Origin of the sequence: Gelidibacter sediminis (assembly GCF_004364975.1) — a bacterium.
Taxonomy (GTDB): Bacteria; Bacteroidota; Bacteroidia; order Flavobacteriales; family Flavobacteriaceae; genus Gelidibacter; species Gelidibacter sediminis.
This window is the reverse complement of sequence record NZ_SOBW01000008.1, coordinates 1,145,965-1,171,247: the sequence shown is the minus strand read 5'-3', so window position 1 is coordinate 1,171,247 and position 25,283 is coordinate 1,145,965. Positions and strand designations below refer to the sequence as shown.

Here is a 25,283-nt window from a genome sequence, read left to right as displayed (position 1 = left end):
AAAGTACCGATGATGATAAATACATATTATAAGGAAATAATTGAGTTAGTTATTGATTTGCATCAAGAAGAACTGCAAAGTGCAAAACCTGGCCATTGTATGAAAATTGCAGGATTGGCTTTTAAAGAATTAAATGTCTTATGCGATAAAATAAATGAACTATTTCCAGAAATAGATACCTACATTATATCAGAGGTGAATACGAATGAAAAATGTATTAGTGCCACCAAACTGATTGAATTGAGGAATAACCAATCTAAACCGCTTTTAATTTTAATCCCATCCAACAGTAGAACGGCAGCAGAAGATTCTTATGGTAACGCAACCTTTAAGGAGTTGAGTTTAGAAGGTGTAGAAACAAAATTAATCAACAAGTTGATTGATGAAATTCCTGTAGAATTTAAAAACTTGATTATCGAGGATATAATAAATTTCATAGGTCGGGATAACCTCAAGAATACTCAAATTATAAACTTTCTTATAAACCTTAAAGAAGTTGGCTTTAGTAATAATAGCATAGGTAACCATTTATATAATCTTAATTTAATACCAGACACCAAATTACTGGAGGATAGCAATAAAATAAGGTCCAGAATAAAATTTAATTCAGATTGTGTTGAGGTACTGTCAACGTTTGATAAGCCAATGGCAGACCGTATAGCAGATATCCCTATTGAATCGAATACGCTGCAAGGGGAAATTGTAAACTTTATTAAAAATGAAGACCATTTAAGCACAAAGCAGGAAATAGCAGAAACCATCTTCAAAAAATACCAAAATCTAAACTTTTCAAACTGGAAAATATCCGATTTAGAAAGAGATTTTAATGAAGTAAAACTATCTGTTGATGATATTAAATCAAGTGATTTTAAAATAGAAGATGATATAAAAAAATTATATGCTAATCCAAACAGTCCTTCAAAGATTAAAGTTAGGTTTTCAACAACACCAAACCCTAGTCAAATATCGGAATTGAAATATTTCAGGATAGTTCTTATGGCGGTTGATGGTGGTAGAGGAGAAGAAATTACGGTGTTGCGAAAACTAAAAAATTCATCATCTAATCGCGCATACCGCGATGCCGATGTCGAGTTGCATGCAAACCACATTGACGATGGTGCCTACTTCATCAAAGTATTGGCCGAGAATGAGTTTGGAGACATATTAAATAATAACGATGATTTTAAGGAAATTAAAATTCAACAGGCTTGGGAAGAAGAGGAGAAAAACAATTCAAAAGCCTTAAAAGACGACTTTAATTACAAACTAACCTGTGATTCTGAAGATTTTGACTTTGTGGTTGATGAGACCGTCGATCGTGAAGACAACCAAAGGAAAGACAAGGTTAAAAGCGTATTTCAAGCCTTTTTAAATCACAGAATCTACGACCTAAAACATGATAATGAACCTGTAACGCCAGAGCCGGTAGAGCCTTCAAATTGTTGGTTAGACGATAAAAAAATAAGCCACACCTCTGTATTTCACATAAACTATTCGCAAAACCATAACTATCAAATTCTATTATCAACTAAATTAAGAACCATTGAAAATGAGTTTTTAGAAAATGCAGAGCATTTGGGTTATGTTAAGGTTGATATAAATAACAATGCGTCATTTACAAATTTTAATGATTGCAAATTTATAGAGAGTAAGTTAACCTTAAGCGCACCAGAAACAGTATTGAGCTTGCGTTATAAAGTGTTCAAATATATTCGGGAATCTAATGAAAACAATGATGGTGTTTTCGAAACTGCAGATATATTTAATTTTAAAGAAGATATTTCGAATTATATTTCAGCATTTACAGCTTGGACTTCTGAACTTCAAAATCAAATATCCAATGTTGAAATTTCAGAGGAAGACAAAGCTAATTTGGTAGATTTAGTAAGTGAATTACAATTTTTGGATGTCGTTAAATTAGACAGCAAACTACCTGACGGAAAAAAAATAGAAGCATTGCTTTTATCCCCTTTACACCCTTTAAGATTAACTTGGACACTTCAGCTTTTGGATGTGTTTTTTAAATGGGAACAAGAAACATTAGGCTTTTCAAAATACAAAGAAGCATGGTCGAATAATTTAGAAGTGCTTTTTAATAATGAATTTAGCTATTCCAATAATCCATTGGTTATTGTTGGCAATCAGTCTTTAAAAAATTACAATTATTCAGGTGAATTAGCACATGGTTGGGGCTTGTATTTAGAAGGAATAGACAATAAAGAAAGCAAGTCTTTTACATCAATATCTAGGCAGTTACTTCATTATTTCAGAGGGCTTTTTAATATCACAAAAGACAACTATATTGATACAGATATTAGTAAGAAACTGGTAATTAACCACATTAAAAATTATTTAAAGCAACATCCTTATGTGGACAAATTAATTTTGAATTTGGTAAATGCAGGTGATGCCAATGTCTTTTCTGATGCACTAATTGAATTGGAAAAAGAAAATGAATTTAGTGCCATAAAATATGAGATAAGATTATTTAAGGATAGTGATAAGATCATAGAGCATGGAGATGCACTTAAAAGCCTATTAAATCCACAATCAACAATTTCTGAAGAAGCCGAAGCATTTTCGCAGCCATCCAAAAACAGATTGTTTCCTAAATTAAGATTTTCAATAAATAACATTTCTGATTATTTAAAGAATCCATTGAAGTTCAATGCGCATATTAGTTTTTTAATAAGCCCATTTCCAATAAAAATTGAATTGGTAAAACCAGATTTAGACACTAGAAATTTCTATGTGAATGGCATTGTTACGGATTATACGGTGAATGTTGAGAACGATGACAATAGATTTAAATGGAATAGATTTATTAAGGGTAATAACTTACCAATAGTTTATAGTAATCTTGGTCAATTGGGTATTCAATTATTTGAGAACATGCAATCCTTTACAAGTTGTGCTTTAAAATTAGAATATACAGAGGCAATTCCATCAACACAAATGGTATTGAATGAAAGGGATAAAGTGTTAATAACCCACTTACATGATTATTCAGACTGGGTGGTAACATTTGATAAGAATATGGGGCCAGAGGTATATGACCAACCCTCAAATGGTGAGGATATTCCATTTTTATTAGATTATGTACCTGGTGAAGAAGTTTCAGGAATATCATCTTATCTTACTACAAGGCCAACATCAGAGGTACTAGGGTTAATAGGACCTCATTTTAAGGAGTTTGACTTGGACATTCACAATGAAGAACATCAAGTAAAAATTAAATCCCTTTTGGAAGATTTAAGGGCTTTAAGTAGCTCACTGGTACTACAACTCAACTCATCTAAAAACCAGGCATTCGAGGTAATTGGTTCTGCTTTTACAAAGAGGGTGTTGGAAAAGAAAGGATTTTTAGAAAACGGCATTTTAATACCTATCGATTTACATCAAAATTTATTTAACCAGAATAGTTTTGAAAGTAAAAGTAGGGCAGATAGTTTGTTGGTATCTCTAGACCTAGAGAAAAAAGAAATTCTTATTACTGTTATAGAAATTAAGTGCAGGAAGGCGCTTAATGAAACAGAACGTGAAGACCTGAAAATGAAAATGAAGGAACAGATTGAAAACACTATAGAGGTATTAAGATTCCATTTCGACCCACAATACAATCTCTCTAACGATAGGTTGGATAGGGAAATAAAAAATAAGGAGCTACGTGGATTACTTGGCTTTTATATAAATAGGTCAAACCGTTATAACTACTTGAGTGATTTGGTATACGATAATTATAACGACTTCTTATTGGATTTAGATTTAGGCTATAGTTTAAAGTTCAATAAAGTAGGTGTTATTTACGATTTTTCTACATCAAAAAAACATCTCAAAGAAATAGTTGATGGCGATATAACCATGTTTACCATAGGCAAAGATTTAATCGAAGATATTTTAGATCCAGATTCCGATTTAAATACCATTCGATTAGAAGGAGATGACTTGGGCAGGGAGTTAGTAGAAGCTTTAGGTGTTGACAATAAAATGAAAACATTTATTCAAAAGCTTAAAAAAGCACCATCACGCATTGAACCGGAAAATAAACCTCAAGAAGAGCAAGCTAACAATTCTGAAGTAGTAGATGTAAAGCCTGAAGGAAAATCGATTCAGTCAAACGATTCGATTCAAGAACAAGAAAAGGTGAATGAGCCTCAAGAACCTATTGTTACACCTAGTGATAGTAAAATAAAAAGTACAGAAAAACCATATTCAGAACCAAATTTTGAAATATTTATAGGTAACTCTAAACCATCTTCACAATATGGGATTTTGGGTGAAACAGCGCATCAAAACAAAAAAATCGCTATTGATTTAAGTGGGGTTAATACAATGAGTCTATTTGGAGTACAAGGTGGCGGAAAAAGTTATTCCATCGGAACCTTAACTGAAATGGTATTAAAGCAATTCAGTAATGTCAATAAGTTGCCATCACCACTTGCGGGAGTAATATTTCATTACAGTGAGAGTATGGATTACGAACCAGAGTTTACATCAATGATTCAGCCTAACGACCAGCCTAACGAATTGAGGATTTTAAAGGACGTTTATAATGTAGAGCCGGATAGTATAGATGATATCATAATCCTATGTCCTGAACGTAAAGTGGAAGAACGTAGAAATCAATTTCCATCTGTTGAGGTGGCGCCGTTATTGTTTAATCCTAATGAATTATCAATAAAGGATTGGCAGTTTTTAATGAATGCAGTGGGTAATACGTCAGATTATATTAATGAAATCAATTTCCTTTTAGAAGAGTTATTTGATACCAATAACTTAAATGTAGCAACATTAAATCAAGCAATAAGTGATAGTGAACTTTTGTCTAAAAGAGATAAAACATTAGCTATCCGTAGAATTAGGTTTGCCTCAAAATACGTAAAGGATGTCAATCATTTAGCCAATTATTTACAGCCATCAAAACTCATTATTATTGATATGAGAGATGAGTTTATCCATAAAGATCAGGCATTAGGCTTATTTGTAACAGCATTAGATATTTTTTCTGCAACAAACAGTTCAGAAAATCAATTTAATAAGTTTATTGTTTTTGATGAAGCTCATAAATACATGGATAATAAAGAGTTGACTGGAAATATTGTTACGGCCATAAGAGAAATGAGACACAAAGGGGTGAGCATATTAATTGCAAGTCAAGATCCACCTAGTTTACCTAATGAAATTATTGAATTAAGCTCAATAGTATTATTGCATAAGTTTAATAGCCCACAATGGTTAAAACATATTCAAAAATCCATTACACAACTGGCAACATTGACACCAGCAGATATGAGTATTTTAAAACCAGGAGAGGGGTTTTTATGGGCTTCTAAAGCAAACGATAAAAGGGTAACAAATCAACCTGTAAAAATAATAACAAGACCAAGAGTAACAAAACATGGTGGAGCAACAATCAATGCAGTTAAAAAAGATGAATAGTAATTTTATTACAAATAAAGGGGCACGTAAATCTAACCAAGATGTAGTCTTTATAAAGAACATGGGGCTTGATAAAGAGATATTCCTGTTAGCAGACGGCATGGGTGGTTATAAGAACGGAGAATATGCTGCTAATTTTATTGTAAATAATCTATATGAAATATTAAAGATTCAGAATAGCTATGACAAAAGCAGCATCCAGTTAGCTGTTGAAGAAGTAACAAGAGCGTTGGCAACAGAAAATAAAAAACAAGATTCAAATATGGGTGCAACTTTAGGAGGTGTAATTCAAGATAATGGAGATTTACACTGTTTTTGGATAGGTGATGTAAAAATTTGGCACATAAAAAATGAACAAATAGGTTTTGAATCTGTGGAACACAATTTAAAAAATGAATTAATTGAAAATAAGGTCTTTGTTGAGGCCAATAGTGCAAAAAAGTACAATCACATTGTTACCAGAGCAATTCAAAATGATATTAAAAAAGCAAAGATTGATTACAAACGCATTGAAGATTTTGAACAAGGAGATTATATCATTTTAGCTTCCGATGGAGTGACAGATGTTTTAAGCAACCATCAATTGTTAGATGTCATAAATTCAGAAAAAAATGTGGATGACATTCTAGCTGTATTAGATGATAAATTAAAAGAAACAGCAAAAGATAACTATTCTTTGATATTGATAAACTAAAAAAAATAGAACAGCTGTCATTGCGAGAAGCGTAGCGACGTGGCAATCTTTAAAAAACTAAATAAAACTATATGTAAATAATAAAAAACCCCTCAATACCTATGCAAGAACACCTAAAATTCAACATACTTAACTTCAATTGGCCACGTAAACTATTAACCTTTTATGTATCGCTCAACAAAGTAGATGGAGTAGATACCATTCACCATAGGAAGTTTCCAAGTACAATAACAGAGGTGTTTAGCAATGAGGAGTTAGAGGAAGCAGAGGAAATATACACCACCTTTACCAAACCCAGAGAAGGCTTTAAACCACTAAAAGTAGATTGCAACAATTACAATCTCAATTTATACAAGCAGTTTTTAAACGCACAAATTAAAGAGCATTTTGATAACCTAAACATTGTAAATCGTAAAAACGGCGTATTAAAAGACAGGCAAGTTTGGGTATTAAGTAAAGATGAATATCATAAAGACTATCACTATTACGATAAGTTTACATTAAAAATACAAATTGCCGAAGTATCAGATCATCCCGAGTTGGTAGTAGCATTCGATGGTACATCTAAAATCCTAAAAAAATCAGTTCAAGAATTAGAGTATACACATCTGATTACTAAAGCTATTTTTAGAAATCAAGTAGTGAATTTTCAAATGGAGACAGACACACCTCAAAAAGAAACCTTTTACAACAGCCTTATTTTAGAGGAACTATTACCAATTCTTAACAGAGAGCTGCAAAGAGATTTAAACATTCCATTTGAACTTAAAAAAACAAAAAACAGATACATCAAATACCTCAAAAAAATAGAGGATTTTACCAAAGAGCATCTTTTAACGGATAGTTTCAAACAAATATGTGATTTTAGAAGTGAGGAATTTATCGATGCACCTTTAAATAGAATTGGTCATATAGAAAAAGAAAAAGGTTTGTTGGAATATGGCAAAGACGCACAAGGCAACAAGCAAACTGGTATAACACCTAAATTAGAGTTAAACAGATACAGACCATATTTTAGACCACCCAATCCAAACATTAAATTCTTTTTTATTTATCATAAAGACCACGAAGCAACAATTAAAAAGCTATGGGGCTATCTAAAAAACGGAACAGGTAATTATTATAAAGGATTAAAAAGCTTTATTGACATTCCAGTAAATTCAGCACCTAACCATTTTATTGAATTTGAAAATAAGGAAAATCCAATTCCAGAGATAGAACAGAAATTAAATGAGTTAGAATGGGATACATCAGTAGCTTATTTAGCATTTTATATTAGTCCATTTACAAGGTTTGAATCCAATCCGCAGCTTAAAAACATTTATTATCAGGTAAAAGAATTGTGTTTAGATGAAGGTATTATGACCCAAGCGATTGATTTTGAAGATTTACAACGAAATATTACCAATTACCAATGGCACTTAAATAACATTTCATTAGCTATTCACGCCAAATTAGGAGGGAAACCTTGGAAACTGGCAGTAACCGAGAAAAAAGAATTGGTTATCGGTGTAGGTGCATTTACAAATCAAGATCATAAACACCGCTATGTAGCAAGTGCATTCAGCTTTCAAAACAACGGTATTTTCAATAAGTTCGATTGTTTTTCAAAAAACGAAACAGACTTGTTAGCAGGAAGTATTATTTCAGCAATCCGTAAATTCTTTACTCAATCCGAAGCCGATAAAATAGTCATCCATTTTTACAAAGAAATGAGTAAACGAGAAATGCAACCCATATTAGAAGGAATGCATAAACTCAATCTGGAGAATAAACCTATTTACATCTTAAATATCAACAAAACAGAATCGAAAGACATCATAGCTTATGATACCGATTTTGAAAATAATCTAATGCCTTACAGTGGAACATTTGTTAGATTAGGAGAACGTAAATTTTTACTATTCAATAACGGTAGGTTTGAAGAAGAACGTTTTTTTGATTCCGACGGTTTCCCATTTCCAATTAAGGTAAGTATGAGCAGCCCTAATGATGATGCTTTTGAAGATGATAACATCATTACAGAATTGCTCACCCAAGTTTTTCAATTCAGCAGACTGTATTGGAAATCATTAAAACCTCAAAACGTACCAATAACCATTAGATACCCAGAAATGGTGGCTCAATTAGTACCACGTTTCCAAAACGATATTAAAGAAGAAGCTAAAAATAAATTGTGGTTTTTGTAAATCTAAAACTTTATTAAATGGAATTTAACTTTTTAAAAATTAACGGTACCAATGCACATTTAGATTACGATACTTTTAAAGAATCGGTTATAGAAAAGTTAAATGAAACCTGTAAAGAGGCAGAAGTAATTGTATTAAATAATTTCCCGGTATCAGTATCCTCACAGACAAGTATAGACTTCATTGTTTTGTTGAATATTCCAAAAAAGGAAAAAAGTTGGTACAGGGTAGAAACTAATGATGATAGATTTTATGTCAAAAATCAAATCATTGCTGTATCAATAATAAATGAATATTACAATTCCAAAATTACTGTTGAAGGTGGTTTGGTAGATATCGATGGTGCATTTATCGATTTTGAAGATAATGCAAATAAAATGAAATGGGGTTTAACCAATTATTTAAGCAGTAATTGTGGAATGGAGAGAAAGCATATCACTGTACATCCCATTATCTGGATAAAGAATAAATCACATTCTTATTATTCAAAAAATATAATTATCGATAACCAATTCACTTATGATAAGGTTGAAGATGTAATAAAATTAAATCATTATTTCAAATGGCCAGGATATAGCAATTGGTTTGATAGTGATGATCTTTTTGAGGTACAGATAAGGCAAATATTTGAGCGAGCCTCAAAAGATAGTAGAGATGGATATATCACTAAAAAGAAAATAGATCGTATACAGAATAAGTTAGATGATGCTTCATCTAAAGCTTATGACAATATTGGAGAAAAATTAGTTGAGGTAAACGGAAAAGCAGGAACAGGTAAATCATCAGATATCCTAAAATGGATGTTAAGATTAAGTCTTGAAGGACGAAAAGGGGTGTTTTTAACTTATAATCATGTTTTAGTTTATGACATTGCTTCTCAAATTCAAAGTTTTACAAATCGATTATCACCAGAGGAAAGAAAAGAAAAACAACCAACAACTACATATACAATTCACGGATATTTTTATGGTGTAGCAAAAAAGTTAGGGGTTCTTTTATTACTTACTGAACAACGAATAAATGAGTTAACAGCGACTTTAGATTCCAGATGGGTTGAGATTCAACAATATTTTAATGCCATACGTCTTAAAGAATATGATATTAGTTTAGCTAAACTTTTAATGTATGTTCAAAGTAAATGGACTACTTCAGAGGGTGTAAGACGAGAAGCTATTTTATTTATTCAATATCTACAAGAATCTTTAAAAAGTTTACCAAATAAAGAAGAAACAGCTAAACAATTCAAATTTTATAGAAATGATAAAGTACAAAAGCTTGGTAATCTTGAAAGTTCAAACGTTTTTTTGAAGGACTATCATAAGGTATTGGAACGTATCCTTCAAGCAGCTTCTAATTTAGATGCATTTTTAAGTGATATGGATGTAGTTAATAAATATGATTTATTAGAAAATGTAATGGCCTTAAATCCCCAAATTCTTGAAAAAGATGGTAGTGGTAAGATAAATTTTGAAAAGCTAAAAACACGTTATAAAAAAGGTTTAGGGGGGTTTAGAGCAGGTAGAATAGCATATATTGATGAAGCACAAGATTGCCATCCATTAGAACGGGATATCTTATATAGCATTTTTGGTAGTAATAATATTGTAATTGCTAATGGAGGTAAGGAACAGTTAATTAGATATGCTCAATTATGTGATTGGCACGTATCAAGAAACCAAAATATTGATTTTTACAGATATACTAAAAAACGTAAATCATATAGAATGAAACCTGCTATTGCAGCTCTTGCAAATCATATAGCAGATTGGTATGAAATAGACCTTAATATTGAACCATTAGATACAGATGATCATGGTAATGTATTTATAGATTATTCATTTACTTCTGACAAACAAGTTGAAGCAATTAAGAGACTAAAAACAATTGGGGAAAGACAAGGATGTACAAACTACGAATCGTTACTGCTTTTAACAGCAGCAGAGAGTGGTAGTAATAATGGTATTGAAATAGATGAAGACACATCTGTAGCAGTCAATGAATATGACAATATTGTTAAGGATAATAATAAAACAAAAGGAGAATGGGTACTAATTGATAAAGCAAAAGTCGCAATAGGAGATTTAGTTTTTTGGAATACAACGGGTAATGTTGATAAAAGGAAATTAAGTCCACCAGGAGCTTTATCTGTACGTTCTATTTACTATGAATCTTGTCGCGGTATTGAGGCTTGGTCTGTAATGTGTTTCAATTTAGATGAGTTTTTTGAACAAAAAACGCTTGAAAATGATGCGGATAATTATTTGTTGGAAACTTTATTTGATCAGTTAACACCAGAGAAAAGACGAGAAATGTATGCTGCAACTTGGGTGTTAATGGCAATTACTCGAAGTATGGAAAATTGCTACATTCAATTTCAAAATCCAAATAGCTCGTTGTCTAAAGCTATTTTGAGTTTTAAAGAGCAATATCCACAATATGTTACAAACTTGTTCTAATTAATACCGTAATAAAAATGGAAAAATCTAATCAAGGTGACAATGAAATTACAGTTCAAGTCCAAAAGGGCATTGATTTTCTTTTAAAACTCTCAAAAAAACAAAGAGATAAATTTTTAGCGTTATTAAAGGAAGTTGAATCTATTCAAAAATCAAATCTTACTACTGAAGAAAAAGCTAAAGAAATAAAGAAAGTATTATGGTCTAAAAGGTCAGTTAAAGGTAAATTATTAATAGGGGCATTTTTAGGCACAATTACAGGTTTAGTTATTTTCGGTACTGGAGGTATTGGTATTGCAGGTTTGGGCGGAGCAATAGGTGTCTGGGGATGGTTGGCAGGAGCGGCAGGTGGAGTTTTAGTTTCCTCACTTATTCAAAATTTTGAGAAAAATAAGGATTAAAATATGTATCTCTATTCAACTTCAAATAAAACTAAACTTAAAAAAAGTTTAATTATAGCCGTACTTCAAAACAAACCAAAAATCTTCCTATATCATTTATTAGTCAATAACATCGAGACAACCTTTCCTAATAAATTAAATTTTTATAGGTTCTTTACGAGTATGCTTAAATGTGCTTATAAAACATCTAAAGGGAAGTTGCATTTAAAAATTGAAAATCCAGAATGGGAAGACGAAGGTTATAAGCATTACTCTTTCTACGATAATTACCATAAATATAGCCGAATTGATGTAAAAATAAAGGAATCAAATGGAAAGCTCTATTTTGATATGTTACCATTTTAATATCTAAAAATGTCAGATAAAAAAGGCCTCAAACGAAAGGATTTATATGATTTAGTTTGGTCTAAACCACTAACAACAATAGCAAAAGAGTTAAATTTTGATGCCTATAATTTGCGTAAAATTTGCAAGCAACAGAATATCCCACTACCACAATCAGGTCATTGGCAAAAGATAAAGCACAATAAAAAAATTTCTAAAACTATATTCCCAGTAGATGTAGAAAAAGACAAAACAATAATCCTATTTCTTGATGAAAATGGTCATGTAGCATATAATCCACCAGGCAAAGTAAAAAGCAAACTAAAAACAGAAATCGAAACAAATAAGGAATTGTCATTAAAAGTTCCAGATAAATTATCAAAGCCTCATAAATATACTATTGCGACCAAAGAATACCATAAAGCGGTCAAAATTAGAAACAAATCCAGAAACTGGAGTATGAAAATAGATGATACCAATGTATTAAGTATTAGCGTATCAGATAGTCTATTTCCAAGAGCTTTGAGGTTTATGGATACGTTGGTAAAAGTGATAGAAAAACGTGGTTATAGTTTTAATACTTCTAATCGCACAGAAATAGTTATACATGACCAAACATACAATATCAGATTAACTGAAAAGAATAGACGAGTAAAACTAGAAACAAATAGAAGCTGGGATGAATTTGATTTGGTTCCTACAGGTAATTTATGTTTAAAATTAGATAGGTCATATCCTATAAAAGAATGGTCAGATACGAAAACCACGGTTTTAGAAGACAAACTTGCTGATATTTTAGTCTGGATAGAACTAAAGGCCAAAGAAGATAAAGAGCGACAAATCGAAAATGCCATTAGGCGTGAGAAACAAGAAAAAACCCGTCAAAAGGAAGAAGAGTTACGTAAACAAAAAGAGCAGGAATTATCAAAATTTAAGGAGTTGCTTTCAATGGCAACCCGTTGGCATAAAGCAGAATATTTAAGAAATTTCATAAAGGAATTAGAGAATAATGATTTAAAACTTCAATTTCAAAATGAAGTTATAGAAGATACGATACAATGGGCAAAGGAAAAAGCAGATTGGTACGACCCATTAATTGAAAAGGAAGATACATTATTGGAAGATGTAGATAGGGAATCATTGACTATGAAAAGCAGAAGGAACTGGTAAGCCCACACTTCAAGCACTTGCATCCTCGTTTGTTCCGTTGCACTACACGCCCTCAAATACAAGAGCTTTACGTTCCCCGCAGTACAAGCTAAAATTGAAAAATTTCAGCCTGTACTTTTTGCCTTTGCGCTCAATCTCGTTAGAGCAGGTAATAAGGTGTTCGTCAGTTGTTCCATTTTGTTCCATAAAGCATAATCACAAATGCGATGCATTTGTGCTTAACATACATAGCACTACTGCGGTGGTACATCCTCGTTAGCACTATGTATTTGCTTTACTTCACACACTACACAGCTTCCTCACCCGCAGCTACTTTTGCACCCCAAGCCCCAATAAGGTGTGTGCTTGTGGCACACAATATAAAAATTGGGGTACAACCGCTGCTTCACTATTTGGCTCGCCTGCTGTTCGCTGCGGGCTAATCAGGGTGTCACAGTTTTTGATGGCAGCCATTTTGCATATACAATAACCGCTTCAAGAAATTTGAAATTTCCAAATACCTTTAAAATCTCTTTAATAACTGATTAAATAGTCTTTAAATCACAAAGCGGCTTATTCTATATTGCAAACACACAGCAAGAGTAACGCATTCAGTCAGCTATTTCAGCCAACACACATCCCATTTTTAAATTGGCAATTGTTCGTTAGTATAAACCAAAACCCTCAATTACTTAATCTACTTAAATCCTTAAATATTAAATAACAATAAGCACTCTCACAATTGCTAAAATTTAAAAACGGTAACCATCCTTCAATAGCTTTATTCAATTGTTACACTTGCTTTCCCACGCTACACCCACGCTATAGCCAACGGCATCAAAAACCTGCGCCACCCTTGCGTTTTCAACGTAGGTGTGGTAGCCTTATCAGGCTATTTTCCCACACCACCCTTGCTCAACTCGCTGGCGGCTCGCTATTATGGCTATCGCCATACGCTACGCGATTACCTGCTTATTTTATTTTAGGTAATTTATTAAGCTCTTCTGCTAAAATTGTAAGAACACGTATTCTATCGTATCTATCAGCAATGTGTGTATCCTCGTATAAAATTCTATTTACAAAGTTTACTATATTTTCTCTTGTAAAAGATAATTTTGAATGTTCGGCAACAAATCTGAACATATCTACAAACTCTCTATGCTTAAATTTTGCAAATAACTCGAAGATATTAGTTTTAACTTCTTCCCATACATCATTTCTCACTACACAGATTTGACATTCTTTTTGTTTATTATAGTTAATATTCTTGGTTGCTTCAAATGATTTTTCAAGCCCAAAAAAAGAGTGTTTCATTCCATTAACTTGTGTGGCCTTATTGTAAAAAATTATGATGTATTCATTAAATAATAAAAAATATGGATTTTTATATTTTGGAATATCTAAAACACTATTACTGGATAATTTTTTTACAGCATTGGAATTAAAAAAAATCCCGATAGGATAAGGACAATTAAAAGAAATATCTTTTTCTACATGGCTTTTCAACTCTTGTGTTGTGTCTTTTAGATTATTATTTAGATAATTTCTTATGGCTCTATATTCCTTCTCTTTAAGATTAAATTTATTGTGTTGGGCTATAGAAAATCTTAAAATTACAGAATACCAGAATAGAGAAATTAACCCTATTTCATTTTCAAAAGAAATAACATCATCTTTATCACATTCTAAAACACTTAATTTTTTATGGATTTTATCAGCATATAAGGACTCTAAATGCCCAAGCCTTTTTTCACAATCACTACAAAAGATATTATCTTCAATAAAAGGAATATAGTTTTGTTCAATTTCTTCATCAGTAAGTTCTCTTCCCATATATTCCTCTATTTGTTCTGGTGTCAATTCTCGTCCAATGTGATTTTGTACTGCTTCACTTCCAATCGAAACTACAAACTCTTTATTTCTTTCAAATAGAGTTTTAAGGATAAATGCAGGTACTATATGTGATCCTTTCTTATCAGCTTCTTTATTTAAACAGATATTACATTTCATTTTTTAGTTTTTAATAGAGGTAAAGTAAAAAAAAGATTGCAAAGATAGATGGCTTACTTCATCCAACGCTCATCATACTATAAAGTTCAAGCCCTACGGGTTTTGAAAAAAATCTTGCACCTTTGGTCAGGCGCAAATTTCAAAACCCTTTCCATCAGCAATATTTTTTCCAAAAAACTTGACAGTATGTCAACGCCATCAAAGAAACGGCTTTCTTTTTTCTCTTTTTCTTTGTAAAAAAAATATTCATTTTTTTATTTCTGATGCAAAAGGAAGCAATCTAAAGCAACAAAATCCATATCTAACGAATAGCATAAAAGTTGCCATATATTTCATCGGAAGGTACAACTTCGTGTTAAGTCCGTACCAAGTCCGAAGAAAAGTAAGTTTCATTTAAATTATTTATGTTATGGGTAAAATTGCTCAAGGAATTTTAGGAGGGCTTTCCGGTAAGGTTGGAAACATTATCGGTGGAAGCTGGAAAGGAATTGACTACATCAGAATTAAACCTTCAAGTGTAGCCAATCCAAGAACTATAGGTCAAGTAAACCAAAGAAATAAGTTTACTGTGACTTTAGAATTTATTCAAGCTGTTAAACCATTTATCCAAAAGGGATATAAGTTTTTAGCAGTGAAGAAAACAGCATTTAATGCTGCAATGTCTTATGTGTTAAATAATGCCATTACAGGAGTCGAACCAGACTTTGAGGTGGATTACGCAACCGCTTTGGTAAGTAGGGGAGGTTTATCAGCTGCTTTGAACCCTACTACAGATCTTGCAACACCTGGAGAGGTAACTTTTAACTGGGATGATAACTCTGCTGAAGGTAACGCCAACACTACTGATAAAGCAATGTTATTGGTTTACAATCCATCAAAGAAAGAATCTATTTCTTTAACAGATGGTGCAGACAGAACAGTAGGAACTCAAATTGTTGCGATACCAACAACCTACGCAGGAGATACTGTAGAGCTATTTATGGCATTTATAACTGCCGATGGTAGCCAAGTATCAAACAGTACTTATTTAGGCTCTGGGATAGCCAATTAATAGCTTGGTGCTTTTATTTGAAAACCGCTCAAATCGAGCGGTTTTTTTATGTTATATTCGTAAATGAATTTATTAATGATTGCTCTCGATTTACTCTTTTTATGAGTTTTTTGTTTCCTATTTGTTGCCCGAATGCTCTAACACCAGTAAATATGGGAGTAGTTAAATATTGTATTGAAAGTAAAATAAGTGTCCAACATACGGATGATGCTCTGCATTTGTTATAAGCCATAATTCTTATTTGGTAAAAATTGATATGCCCTTAAAACTTATTTCTAAAGATGATGAAGTCTCTCTAACTAATTAACAGAGATTAGATGGATATCAAATATTAAAACAGCCCCACCAGGAATACCAGGACGTCCTTGATTTCCATATCCTAAATGCGAAGGAATTAATAAGGTACCTTTACCGCCTTCTCTAAAATAAGGAATGCCTTCTGTCCAGCCTTTAATAACTTGTTGCAAACCAAAGGAAACTCCATTAGCATCACTTTGATCAAAAGTCTGACCGTTTAAAAAATAACCTTTATAAGCTACTGTTACATTCGAAGTAACGGTTGGTTGAATGCCAGAGCCAAGCTCGTTAATGACATAATATAAACCAGAATCGCTTTTTTGAGCATTTAAATTATTGTTGTCAATATATGCTATAATATCTTCATTATTTTTCTCTCTATAGTCTACATTGTCATCACTGTTATTGCATGCAGTCAATAACGCAAAAACCAAAACCAATACCGTGTATTTTTTCATAAATATTTATTTTTTAAGGGATCAAATATAGGGGAAACACCATAATAAATAGTAACAAATCAGTTTCAGATTTTCTATTTATGATATTGTATAAATAGTCTGCCTTTATAATTAACCGAATTTTAAATATATAATGCTCTGAGACTAGGTAAGGCTAACTATGACATTGAAACATAAATCCTATTTGGTTTTTCCTAAGTATCAGTTGATAAGGTGAATTGGTGCTTTAATAGCATTGAGATTCGATTTTTACAGCATTCAAGCCGTGAAAGAATTAAAAATGATGATCAATTCCCTTTCACATATATCTTATTAAATCTATGTTTCATTTCAATATTACCTAACATCACTATTTCGGCACCATGAGGCAGAATGGTCTGTGATGATAACAAGGTCATAACCTTCGAATTTTCTTTGATGGCAATAACCGATAAGCCGGTTTTAGCGCCAATATTAGATTCTGCCAGCGACTTGCCTTCTAATGATTTTGGGATGGGAATGATAAACAAGGTAAACCCTTCTCCAAGAACGGTCAGTTCCTGGCCCTTAGAGATGGATAACACGGCCTCAGAACCTAAGGTAGAGTAGCTTAATACAAAATTGGCGCCTGCTTTTTGTATAATGTCTACATTTCGAGCTTCGGATATCCGACTCACTATTCGTACATCCCTGTTTAACTGGCGACAATAGGAGGCAAGATAAATATTCATAGTATCATCATGGGTAGATAATAAAACGGAAGGTGCCTCTAAAATTCCAGCGCTTTTGAGTAAGTGATAATCGGAGGCATCACCCAAAAATACTTTGTTGCAATAAGGACTTACTTTTTTGCACACTTCCGGATCTTTATCCACGACATTTACCAAAACGCCGTTTTGGTGTAAAGATGTTGCCGCCGCTAATCCTACCCGGCCCGCTCCAATCAGTAAAACCGGATGAGGGTTGACATCGTAATCATGAAAGAGTTCATCAATATTTTGGAGTTGTTCTTTATGTCCAATGACTACTAATATACTTTCCTGTGTGAGTGTTTCATTGCCTGTTATCGGTTGCAACCTTCCGCGCTCCCATATACCTACAATACTGACCCCAAAGCGTTGTCTCAAATCCATCTCTCGGATGCGTTGTGATACAAATGGGGTGTTATAGATTGGTAATTCGGCAATCAATAGGTCTTCGTATTGCCCTATGGCATGAGATTCTGCATGTTGGGTGTTGACCCTATTGGCTAACTGTTCTCCAAGCCATTTTTTTACAGGTAACACGTGGTCTGCACCACTTAATTGCTGTACATCTACCGACTCAATCAACGTCGCAATGGCAACAATGGGAATGGAAGGGGCAATTTCCCGAATGGTCAAAATAATCTTAGTATTCAGGAAATCATCTCTATTGATCAATACCATTTTTGCATCTTCAATATTACCTAGGTTAAAGGTCTCTGGGTCATCCAAGTCTCCAAGTAATATTGGGACATGGTCATCATGCATTTTCATCGCTTTTTCCAAATCATTTTCAATGACGAAATAGGGCGTGTTTTCTTGTTCTAACCGCGCAGTAAGATCACGTGCTATTACGTCATAAGAACATATCAAAATGTGATTTTTGGTTCCAGAAGGAACCTGACGTAGTACTTTATTTTTCTTTTTTGACTCTAAAAGTGGAATGTAAAAGTGTCTAATAAATGCAAACGGCAACACAATCATTAACATGACTATTCCAGAAAGTAAAACCACGATACTAAAAAAACGACCGAGATCAGAGGCAAAAGTAATATCTCCAAAGCCCAATGTACTCATGACGGTCAGTGTCCAATAAAAGCCTGTGATCCAAGAATGGTTTTGGCCTTCAGACGCCATTATAAAGTGGAAAAGAACAGAATATATAATGATGACAATTGCTAAGAGGACTAAATATTTAAGCAAGACTTTGGAGTTTTGTTTAAAGTCCTTGTCGCCTAAATAATACGCTAACTGACTACCAATAAATTTCATATGCTATTGCTCTTAAAAAATGCCTTGCTTTATTTCAATTCTTTATCAAATTTATGTTTTACTATTTGATAAATAAAGTTTTAAGTATAATTTTACTAAGAATGAAGAATGCCTCATAGAAAAGATTTGGTTACGGTAAATATGAAAGTATTCATTTTTGTAACTTTGAATTTAATTTTGCTATATTCTAGTCAGTTTTGTTTTAGCACTCCAAAAAACTATTAAGTTGGTATTCTAAAAAGTAATACTGATGATGAACTGATTACAAAGTTCTATATTTTCGCTTGATACGTATAAAGTTCATAGTAGCGTCCTTCTTTAACAATCAATTGGTCATGAGTGCCACGCTCTACAATGTGCCCAGCCTCAATAACTAAAATTTGATCTGCTTTTCTAATCGTGCTTAAACGATGCGCAATGACGATGGTCGTTCGGTCTTTAATCAATTGGCCCAAACTTTTCTGAATTAAGGCTTCACTTTGGGTATCTAAACTCGACGTAGCTTCGTCTAAAATTATGATTTTAGGGTTGGCTAAAATTGCGCGAGCAATTGCTAAACGTTGTCTTTGTCCGCCAGAGAGTTTAACGCCTCGTTCTCCTATAAGGGTGTTTAGGCCTTCCTCAAACCGATCTGTAAATTCATTAACGTATGCCGCATTGACGGCATTTTGCAACTCTGCTTCTGTCGCATTTGGTCTTGGAAACATGATGTTTTCGCGGATAGTTCCTTCAAATAAAAATTCATCTTGTAAAACGACGCCTAAATATTGTCGGTAGCTGCTTAAGTTCACCTTAGATAAATCTTGATTGTCAATAGTGACCTTTCCAGATTGTGGGGTTAAAAATGTAGCAGAAAGACCCGCAATGGTCGATTTCCCTGACCCAGAACTTCCCACCAAAGCGGTAACCGAACCGGCAGGTGCTTTAAAGTTGATGTTGTGCAAAATTTGCTTGCCTTCTTCATATGAAAAGGACACGTTAGTAAACTCAATGTCGCCTTTAAGTTGGTTCAGGGCAATAGTTCTATCCTGATTATCTTCTTCGGCAGTGATGTTCATCAGTTCTTCAGTTCTATCCAAACCAGCTAAAGCCTCAGTCAACTGACTCCCGATATTGCTCATTTGTACGATGGGAGCAATCATAAACCCTAGGATGAGGGTGAAGAATAGAAAGTCGCCCGTGGTCATTTCACCAATCATCATATAATAGCCACCCATGCCCATAATGCCGGTGGTAGCCACGCCGATTAGAAATGTGGAAGAACTCGTCATCAATGCCGTTGCTGTTAAACTCTTCTTTACATTTTGGTAAAGCCGTTCAACTCCTTTTTCGAAAACGATATTCTCCTGCTCCTCAGCATTAAATGCCTTAATAACTCGGACGCCAGCAAGCGTTTCAGTTAAACGACCTGTAACTTCAGCATTGATTTTACCACGGGTTCTAAAAATTGGACGGATATATTTAAAAGCTTTTAAGGCTATAATTCCGAAAATTGACAAGGGTACAAATACAAACAACGTCATCCAGGCATTTAATTTTATCAAAATAATTAAGGATACGATTGCTGTAAACGAGCCACCTACCAATTGTACCAATCCGGTACCTATAAGATTTCTGACACCTTCAACATCGGTCATGATTCTTGAAACCAAGGCGCCAGATTTGGTGTTGTCAAAGAAGCTAATAGGTAATGACAATACTTTTTTCTGCACTTTAGAACGCAATTCGCTGATTAAAAATTGGGCTTGAACGCTCAAGATTCTGGTGAGTAAGAAGGATGTTAGCGCTTGCACGGTAATGGCGCTGATTACAATGGCAATCAAGGTATAGAGTTGGGATAAATCTTTATTAGGCACCACTTCGTCCAACAGCACTTTACTCTGCCAAGGCAAAATCAATCCGGATAAACTTTTAATTACGATTAAAATGAGCCCGATAAAAACTAAATTTCGGCGAGGCCAAATAATGGTCTTAAAAGCTTGGACCATCGTTACTTTTGGTTGTGAGTTATCTTTGCGTTTGGATGTTTCTTTATAATGCTGCATAATTAATCATATAAAATAGAGATGGCAAAAATACTCATTAATGTAGGGGTAATGCGGTTCATGCGCTATTGAATAAAGAAATTTAAACTGATATGTATGCTTTAGTGCCGCTTTTGCATGACCTAATAATTTTTATGCCTTAGTGTTATAGTCATTTAATATTTTGTAAATTGCTGATATTTAATGATTTATAAAATTTTAAGACATGAAAAATTCAGCAATTCAATTCTCCGTCGCCTTATGTTTATGTTTTCTACTGTCTTGTGGTACGACACGTATCTATTATTTGAAAAATAAAACAGTGAATAGCGCCTTAATGAGTAATAGACAGCCTTTCCGAGCAAATGTATTGAATGAACCTGCAATACAAATGGGTAATTGGCGATTAGATGCCCTGTCAGTTTCACCTGATGGACGGTATTTGGCTTTGGGGTCAAGTCAGATCAAGTCGCCATTGAATGATAGTAAATCCAAACTGGAAATTTATGATGTAAATCTTAAGCAAATGAAGTATACCTTCTACACAAATGATTTAAAACAAAAATTTAGGATTAATAATGATACTGATTACGGCTCTATTTTTTATATGTTGCATCCATATAAGTTGGGGTTTAGGGATGGAAAAACTCTAGTGATTCAGGTGCAGCCTTATGCAGATGCAGAATCAATACCGATGGATGCCCTTTTGGAAATTGATGTCGTATCAGGTGCCGCCCTTAGTGCGAAATTAGTAGATAGAGGAGATTTTACGGTTATAAACTCCTTGCCTTCAAAGACAAATAATACCTTCGAAATTCGAGACGGCAAAATGTTTGTAGATGGAAATCAGCTAACGGACATGCCTACAGGACTGAGTTCCCCTCATGATGAAGTAAAAATCGGGAATTAATACAATGGTTTTATAAAACATTGATCACTTTCGCAAAAGTATTTCGTTTACTTTCCGCTGAATTCCGATATCCGCATATTCCAAAGCGCTTTTTGTCAACCCCATATTTATCCTATGGTTGATAATATTGTTAGCATTAGCAAGCCAATCTTCCATTCTCATTTTCCCTTTGGATTGGTTAATTGTTCTCAACGTCACCGCTACGTTTTCAGGGCAGTTGACCACTTCAGCAATTTCAGAGTTGGTCAATTGGTCGCAATACTTCATGAATATGGATTCTGAAGAGCGGATATGCTCATAATCATAGCGATCGCCCCCACGCAGAATTTTACCTGTGTAGCAGTCTCTATAAAGCGCGATGCCATCTCCGCCTTGCTTTAAGGCCTCTTGGTGCATTTGTTGTTTTACTTTAGTGAATAGGAGATCTATTTCGGAGCGGTGGTAGGGGCGGGTGCTTAATGAAAATAGCATTATTCGTATATTTTAAGATGGTCGCAGCTTAATTGAGTTGTTTATAGGCTGATTTTTTATATAGTAAGGTTTGCTAGATAATTTCAAAGTTTTGCGAATTTCGACATTCAATTACATACTAAATCGTCCTCAGAAAGCTTTTCCCAACTATGTAGTACCACTTCAGAATTTTTTTCCAAAGCAGTACAAGTAATTCTCGTATTTAACTGGGAATTTAGGGTGTCGTTTTTGTGAATGCCACACTTCCGACATCTGTAGGTTGCCATAGGTTGGTAGATTTGGGGTTCTCAATTTATTTTCAGTTTCAAAACTATGTCCTAAATGGACAAAACATGTCCGATTGAAAAAAGTTTAATTTTAATGTGAAAAATTTTAAGAAACCGTTCTCATACTCAATGAGACCTAACGTTACAAATCTCTCATTAGCAGGTAGTACTGACCAAAAGAAGATGCGCGGTAGAATTTTATAAGCTTTGGAAATCGAAAATATAAAAATTAGTGTTGATCGTAATAGGCCATCATCATGCCTAAATGCTCTTTTACAAAGGCTTTAACATGTAACGGACTAACAATCTTTACCCAGAGATTGTATTTAAAAATCTCCATTAAAAATTCATAATTAGGTTCTATATATACTTTTAGTTCACCCCAGATGTCTGGATTGCTATAGTCCAGATCATGTGTGTCTGCTAACTTAGGAGCTGCTACAATCTGTTGGGAATGATGTAAGGGGTTATTGATGAGATATTTGAAATGATGATTTGCCACAGCAACATGGATCCATTCTGGCTGCATCCCTGTTTTTAAGATGCCAATGACATTTTTGAAATACTTAAAAGCGTTGAACGTGATGGGCTGTTTTACACTTTGCTTGTTGATTTTGAACCTTTTAATGCGATCATCTAAACAGAAGGCATAAATACCATACTGCTCATTATGAGCGATTAAATACCAAGCTTTGTTGATTTCCTTAAGATGCAAGGGTTGAAAAAATCCAACTACGGTCTGAAATCCATTATCATCATACCAACCTCGATACTCTAATTCTACTATAAAGTGCTGCTCTATAGCGTGGATTAGAGGCACCAAATCTACTTGAGCACTTAGCGAGTTTCGGGACGTTGTGACATACGATTTCCACTTATGGGCGTGATGGTGTAGAAGGTAGATTTCTGTTTTTTCATAGACCTCTTTTAATGATTCGCTCACGTCAGTTTCTTCTACGTAATACCCGTAATTTCGCTTGTGTAAGATAATAGTGTGGTAGTAGGACTTGATTTTTTCTAAATCGCGTTTTATTGTTTTTTGGCCATTCTGACTTAATTTCTCATATAAGGGGTCATCAATATTGTTGGCTCTTAATTGATGTAGTGCCCTTTGTAAATCAGTCATTGGAACAAAACCATTTTTCTCAATACCGTATACTTTCGGATTGGAAATGACGCGTAATATGTAATACCGTCGGAGAAACTCTGGGGTCATAGGATAGATTAGGAAAACGAAAGTAATAATTTACTTTCAAACCTCTAAAGGGAATCCGTTTTTATATATTTACCCTCCCAAATCTAGTTGATGTTATCGGTATTTAGTAAGAAAGACTTTATTGCTACCAAATGGTTTACGCTCGAAAAAATTCTACAGCTTGTAACCGGCGTCTTTATTGTTCCAAAAATTTTTAGTGCGCTGGGCACTGTCGACATTGGAAAACTCAAATTTGTAGAATCGGTATTAGGGATGTTTACCCCAGTGTTTTTTCTTGGCTTATCGGCCATTTGTATCCGTGAAATTGTATTTATTCCTGAGCGCTATCACCGAATTCTCGCCACAGCATTTTATTTGCGATTAGTGAGTTGGGTAGTGGTCTTTTTTGGTATTACAGTGTATTTCGGTGTGCTAGAGGACAGTGCTTTAAAGGGCTTATATCTTATGATAGCTTTTGGCTATTTGTTTAAGCTCACTGACGTGTTCGAATACTATTTGCTCGCCAAAAAGTGGACAAAAATTATTTTTATAAGTAAAATAACCAGTTTAGGGGGTATTGTTGGCTTACAATATTATGGAGTGACACAACAATTTGATGTGTATTACTTTGCGAAATTGATTGTTCTTGATTTTCTTATTCAAGGGCTCATTTACATCTGCATTCTAAAGCATAAAAATCTATTGTTTTTTAAACAGTGGAAGTTTTCTAAAAGCTTGGCATCGTCTTTATTACGGATGTCGTTCCCGCTCATCATTTCCAATAGTCTTATCATGTTTTATATTACTATAGATGAGTTGTTTCTTAAATATTACCATGGTGATCACGCTAACGGCATCTTTGCTACAGTGCAGTTTCTGGTTATCATTTTGAGTTGGAATATCGGATTTTCAATTATCAATGCGCTATATCCATCATTAGCGGAGTCGTTTAAAGTTGACCCAGGTCTCTATCAAAGGAAAATAAAAGCGCTTCTAAAAATTATGCTGATTCTGGGAATGGGCATAGCTTGTTTTTATACCATTTTTGGTGGATTCATTTTAGATGCCTTTTTCTCAGCGTCTTATGCTGAAGTTAAGCGACCACTATTGATTTTCTGTTGGGCGCCACTTATTGTATTTGTTGGGATGGTTTATGAAAAGCACCTCATCAATACAAACGATTTACAAAAAAATGTCTATCGGTTTATTTTGGGCTGTATTTCAAATATCATCTTATGTTATTTGTTGATTCCTATGTGGCACGTTAATGGCGCTGCAATAGCAGTGTTGGTCAGTCATTTTATAACAAATATTGCCTTTGTATTTATGGATACTAAAAGTAGAAAGGAGGTTCTAGTGCTTTTTAAATTGAGTTGATTTTAAGAGCATGGTAGTTGGGTTACTCAACGTTGTTTGAGTCTAGAAAGCGATTATATGATGAATGCGGATCTAATATGTTTAATTAAAACCTTCCATAGCCACCAAGGTAGTGGTCCATACAATAGCACAGGAGATAAAAATTCCAATAACATTAGCTAAAAAAGCACGTTTACGCTCGACGCCAAATAAATACCCTGCAATACTTCCGGCATAGACACCAGTGCCTGGTAAAGGAATAAGCACAAAAATAATCAGACCCCAAAACCCGTATTTCTTAACATTATCTCCAGCACCTATTTTGGCACGTCGTGCTACAAACAGAGCTGCTTTTTTGTAATAGTAATATTTTAAAAAATAGAGATTAATTACTTTTAGAAAGAACATCATAATAGGGAACACCAAAACATTGGCCAAAAAACAAAACGCAAACGTGAGGTATATATTTACACCGTTTAATAGCGCGTAAGGAATACCTACTTTTGCCTCTCCTAATGGGGAAATACTCCACAGCATTGCAATGAGTAAATCAGAAATCATGTTTTCGTAATTTAATTTTGCAAAAATAATCTATTTTG

17 protein-coding genes are annotated in these 25,283 nt (G+C 33.7%); 10 read left to right on the top strand and 7 right to left on the bottom strand.

The genetic code is table 11. The annotated features are described in order from the left end of the window. The first annotated feature begins 9 nt into the window (after positions 1-9). The 7 genes from mads8 to BXY82_RS11710 all read left to right on the top strand — a co-directional run bounded on the left by mads8 (position 10) and on the right by BXY82_RS11710 (position 12,673). Positions 10-5,439 (top strand): methylation-associated defense system ATP-binding protein MAD8, encoded by a 5,430-nt coding sequence (gene mads8, locus BXY82_RS11740; protein ID WP_243835794.1) that lies wholly within the window; start codon positions 10-12, stop codon positions 5,437-5,439. Further along, a complete protein-coding gene (locus BXY82_RS11735) occupies positions 5,399-6,133 on the top strand; it encodes a PP2C family protein-serine/threonine phosphatase (RefSeq protein ID WP_133758372.1) in 735 nt (244 codons plus the stop codon). Before mads8 ends, BXY82_RS11735 begins: the two co-directional genes overlap by 41 nt. Positions 6,134-6,234: 101 nt before the next feature. Further along, positions 6,235-8,322 (top strand): Piwi domain-containing protein, encoded by a 2,088-nt coding sequence (locus tag BXY82_RS11730; RefSeq protein WP_133758371.1) that lies wholly within the window; start codon positions 6,235-6,237, stop codon positions 8,320-8,322. Positions 8,323-8,339: 17 nt separating this feature from the next. Next, complete coding sequence (locus BXY82_RS11725; protein ID WP_133758370.1) at positions 8,340-10,778, top strand: hypothetical protein; 2,439 nt, start codon at positions 8,340-8,342, stop codon at positions 10,776-10,778. A 17-nt stretch (positions 10,779-10,795) separates the two neighbouring features. Beyond that, on the top strand, positions 10,796-11,179 hold the full coding sequence (locus BXY82_RS11720; RefSeq protein ID WP_133758369.1) for a hypothetical protein: 384 nt from the start codon (positions 10,796-10,798) through the stop codon (positions 11,177-11,179). A 3-nt stretch (positions 11,180-11,182) separates the two neighbouring features. Further along, on the top strand, positions 11,183-11,524 hold the full coding sequence (locus BXY82_RS11715; protein ID WP_133758368.1) for a hypothetical protein: 342 nt from the start codon (positions 11,183-11,185) through the stop codon (positions 11,522-11,524). Positions 11,525-11,533: 9 nt separating this feature from the next. Then, positions 11,534-12,673, top strand: a complete 1,140-nt coding sequence (locus tag BXY82_RS11710; RefSeq protein WP_133758367.1) for a hypothetical protein — start codon at positions 11,534-11,536, stop codon at positions 12,671-12,673. Positions 12,674-13,624: 951 nt separating this feature from the next. Here BXY82_RS11710 and BXY82_RS11705 read toward each other — a convergent pair. Beyond that, a complete protein-coding gene (locus BXY82_RS11705; protein WP_133758366.1) occupies positions 13,625-14,662 on the bottom strand; it encodes a hypothetical protein in 1,038 nt (345 codons plus the stop codon). A 409-nt stretch (positions 14,663-15,071) separates the two neighbouring features. On the opposite strand from BXY82_RS11705, the gene BXY82_RS11700 reads away from it, so the two are divergent. Further along, entirely contained in the window at positions 15,072-15,713 is a 642-nt protein-coding gene (locus BXY82_RS11700) for a DUF6266 family protein (RefSeq protein WP_133758365.1), read from the top strand. Positions 15,714-16,012: 299 nt separating this feature from the next. Here BXY82_RS11700 and BXY82_RS11695 read toward each other — a convergent pair whose 3' ends face one another. From BXY82_RS11695 to BXY82_RS11685, 3 genes are all read right to left on the bottom strand, one after another. Then, positions 16,013-16,468: an FKBP-type peptidyl-prolyl cis-trans isomerase gene (locus tag BXY82_RS11695; protein WP_133758364.1), complete on the bottom strand. Its 456-nt coding sequence runs from the start codon at positions 16,466-16,468 to the stop codon at positions 16,013-16,015. A 287-nt stretch (positions 16,469-16,755) separates the two neighbouring features. Continuing rightward, a complete protein-coding gene (locus tag BXY82_RS11690) occupies positions 16,756-18,462 on the bottom strand; it encodes a potassium channel family protein (protein ID WP_133758363.1) in 1,707 nt (568 codons plus the stop codon). 272 nt (positions 18,463-18,734) lie between these two features. Next, a complete protein-coding gene (locus tag BXY82_RS11685) occupies positions 18,735-20,507 on the bottom strand; it encodes an ABC transporter ATP-binding protein (protein WP_133758362.1) in 1,773 nt (590 codons plus the stop codon). 205 nt (positions 20,508-20,712) lie between these two features. Between BXY82_RS11685 and BXY82_RS11680 the strand changes: the two genes are divergently transcribed. Continuing rightward, positions 20,713-21,396, top strand: coding sequence for a hypothetical protein (locus tag BXY82_RS11680; protein ID WP_133758361.1), 684 nt, complete (start codon positions 20,713-20,715; stop codon positions 21,394-21,396). Positions 21,397-21,420: 24 nt separating this feature from the next. Here BXY82_RS11680 and BXY82_RS11675 read toward each other — a convergent pair whose 3' ends face one another. Together BXY82_RS11675 and BXY82_RS11670 are read right to left on the bottom strand one after the other, a co-directional pair. After that, entirely contained in the window at positions 21,421-21,867 is a 447-nt protein-coding gene (locus BXY82_RS11675) for a hypothetical protein (RefSeq protein ID WP_133758360.1), read from the bottom strand. 495 nt (positions 21,868-22,362) lie between these two features. Continuing rightward, on the bottom strand, positions 22,363-23,349 hold the full coding sequence (locus tag BXY82_RS11670) for a helix-turn-helix transcriptional regulator (protein ID WP_133758359.1): 987 nt from the start codon (positions 23,347-23,349) through the stop codon (positions 22,363-22,365). Positions 23,350-23,439: 90 nt separating this feature from the next. Here BXY82_RS11670 and BXY82_RS11665 point away from each other — a divergent pair, with 90 nt between their 5' ends. Continuing rightward, positions 23,440-24,705 (top strand): flippase, encoded by a 1,266-nt coding sequence (locus BXY82_RS11665; protein ID WP_133758358.1) that lies wholly within the window; start codon positions 23,440-23,442, stop codon positions 24,703-24,705. An 81-nt stretch (positions 24,706-24,786) separates the two neighbouring features. Here the strand turns inward: BXY82_RS11665 and BXY82_RS11660 are convergent, their stop codons facing one another. Continuing rightward, complete coding sequence (locus BXY82_RS11660) at positions 24,787-25,245, bottom strand: COG2426 family protein (RefSeq protein WP_133758357.1); 459 nt, start codon at positions 25,243-25,245, stop codon at positions 24,787-24,789. Positions 25,246-25,283: the final 38 nt, after the last annotated feature.

What these genes read in the sequence shown, in the direction of transcription:
- mads8 (WP_243835794.1), top strand. Translation starts at nt 10, where the DNA reads ATGATGATAAATACATATTATAAGGAAATAATTGAGTTAGTTATTGAT.
- BXY82_RS11735 (WP_133758372.1), top strand. Translation starts at nt 5,399, where the DNA reads ATGGTGGAGCAACAATCAATGCAGTTAAAAAAGATGAATAGTAATTTT.
- BXY82_RS11730 (WP_133758371.1), top strand. Translation starts at nt 6,235, where the DNA reads ATGCAAGAACACCTAAAATTCAACATACTTAACTTCAATTGGCCACGT.
- BXY82_RS11725 (WP_133758370.1), top strand. Translation starts at nt 8,340, where the DNA reads ATGGAATTTAACTTTTTAAAAATTAACGGTACCAATGCACATTTAGAT.
- BXY82_RS11720 (WP_133758369.1), top strand. Translation starts at nt 10,796, where the DNA reads ATGGAAAAATCTAATCAAGGTGACAATGAAATTACAGTTCAAGTCCAA.
- BXY82_RS11715 (WP_133758368.1), top strand. Translation starts at nt 11,183, where the DNA reads ATGTATCTCTATTCAACTTCAAATAAAACTAAACTTAAAAAAAGTTTA.
- BXY82_RS11710 (WP_133758367.1), top strand. Translation starts at nt 11,534, where the DNA reads ATGTCAGATAAAAAAGGCCTCAAACGAAAGGATTTATATGATTTAGTT.
- BXY82_RS11705 (WP_133758366.1), bottom strand. Translation starts at nt 14,662, where the DNA reads ATGAAATGTAATATCTGTTTAAATAAAGAAGCTGATAAGAAAGGATCA.
- BXY82_RS11700 (WP_133758365.1), top strand. Translation starts at nt 15,072, where the DNA reads ATGGGTAAAATTGCTCAAGGAATTTTAGGAGGGCTTTCCGGTAAGGTT.
- BXY82_RS11695 (WP_133758364.1), bottom strand. Translation starts at nt 16,468, where the DNA reads ATGAAAAAATACACGGTATTGGTTTTGGTTTTTGCGTTATTGACTGCA.
- BXY82_RS11690 (WP_133758363.1), bottom strand. Translation starts at nt 18,462, where the DNA reads ATGAAATTTATTGGTAGTCAGTTAGCGTATTATTTAGGCGACAAGGAC.
- BXY82_RS11685 (WP_133758362.1), bottom strand. Translation starts at nt 20,507, where the DNA reads ATGCAGCATTATAAAGAAACATCCAAACGCAAAGATAACTCACAACCA.
- BXY82_RS11680 (WP_133758361.1), top strand. Translation starts at nt 20,713, where the DNA reads ATGAAAAATTCAGCAATTCAATTCTCCGTCGCCTTATGTTTATGTTTT.
- BXY82_RS11675 (WP_133758360.1), bottom strand. Translation starts at nt 21,867, where the DNA reads ATGCTATTTTCATTAAGCACCCGCCCCTACCACCGCTCCGAAATAGAT.
- BXY82_RS11670 (WP_133758359.1), bottom strand. Translation starts at nt 23,349, where the DNA reads ATGACCCCAGAGTTTCTCCGACGGTATTACATATTACGCGTCATTTCC.
- BXY82_RS11665 (WP_133758358.1), top strand. Translation starts at nt 23,440, where the DNA reads ATGTTATCGGTATTTAGTAAGAAAGACTTTATTGCTACCAAATGGTTT.
- BXY82_RS11660 (WP_133758357.1), bottom strand. Translation starts at nt 25,245, where the DNA reads ATGATTTCTGATTTACTCATTGCAATGCTGTGGAGTATTTCCCCATTA.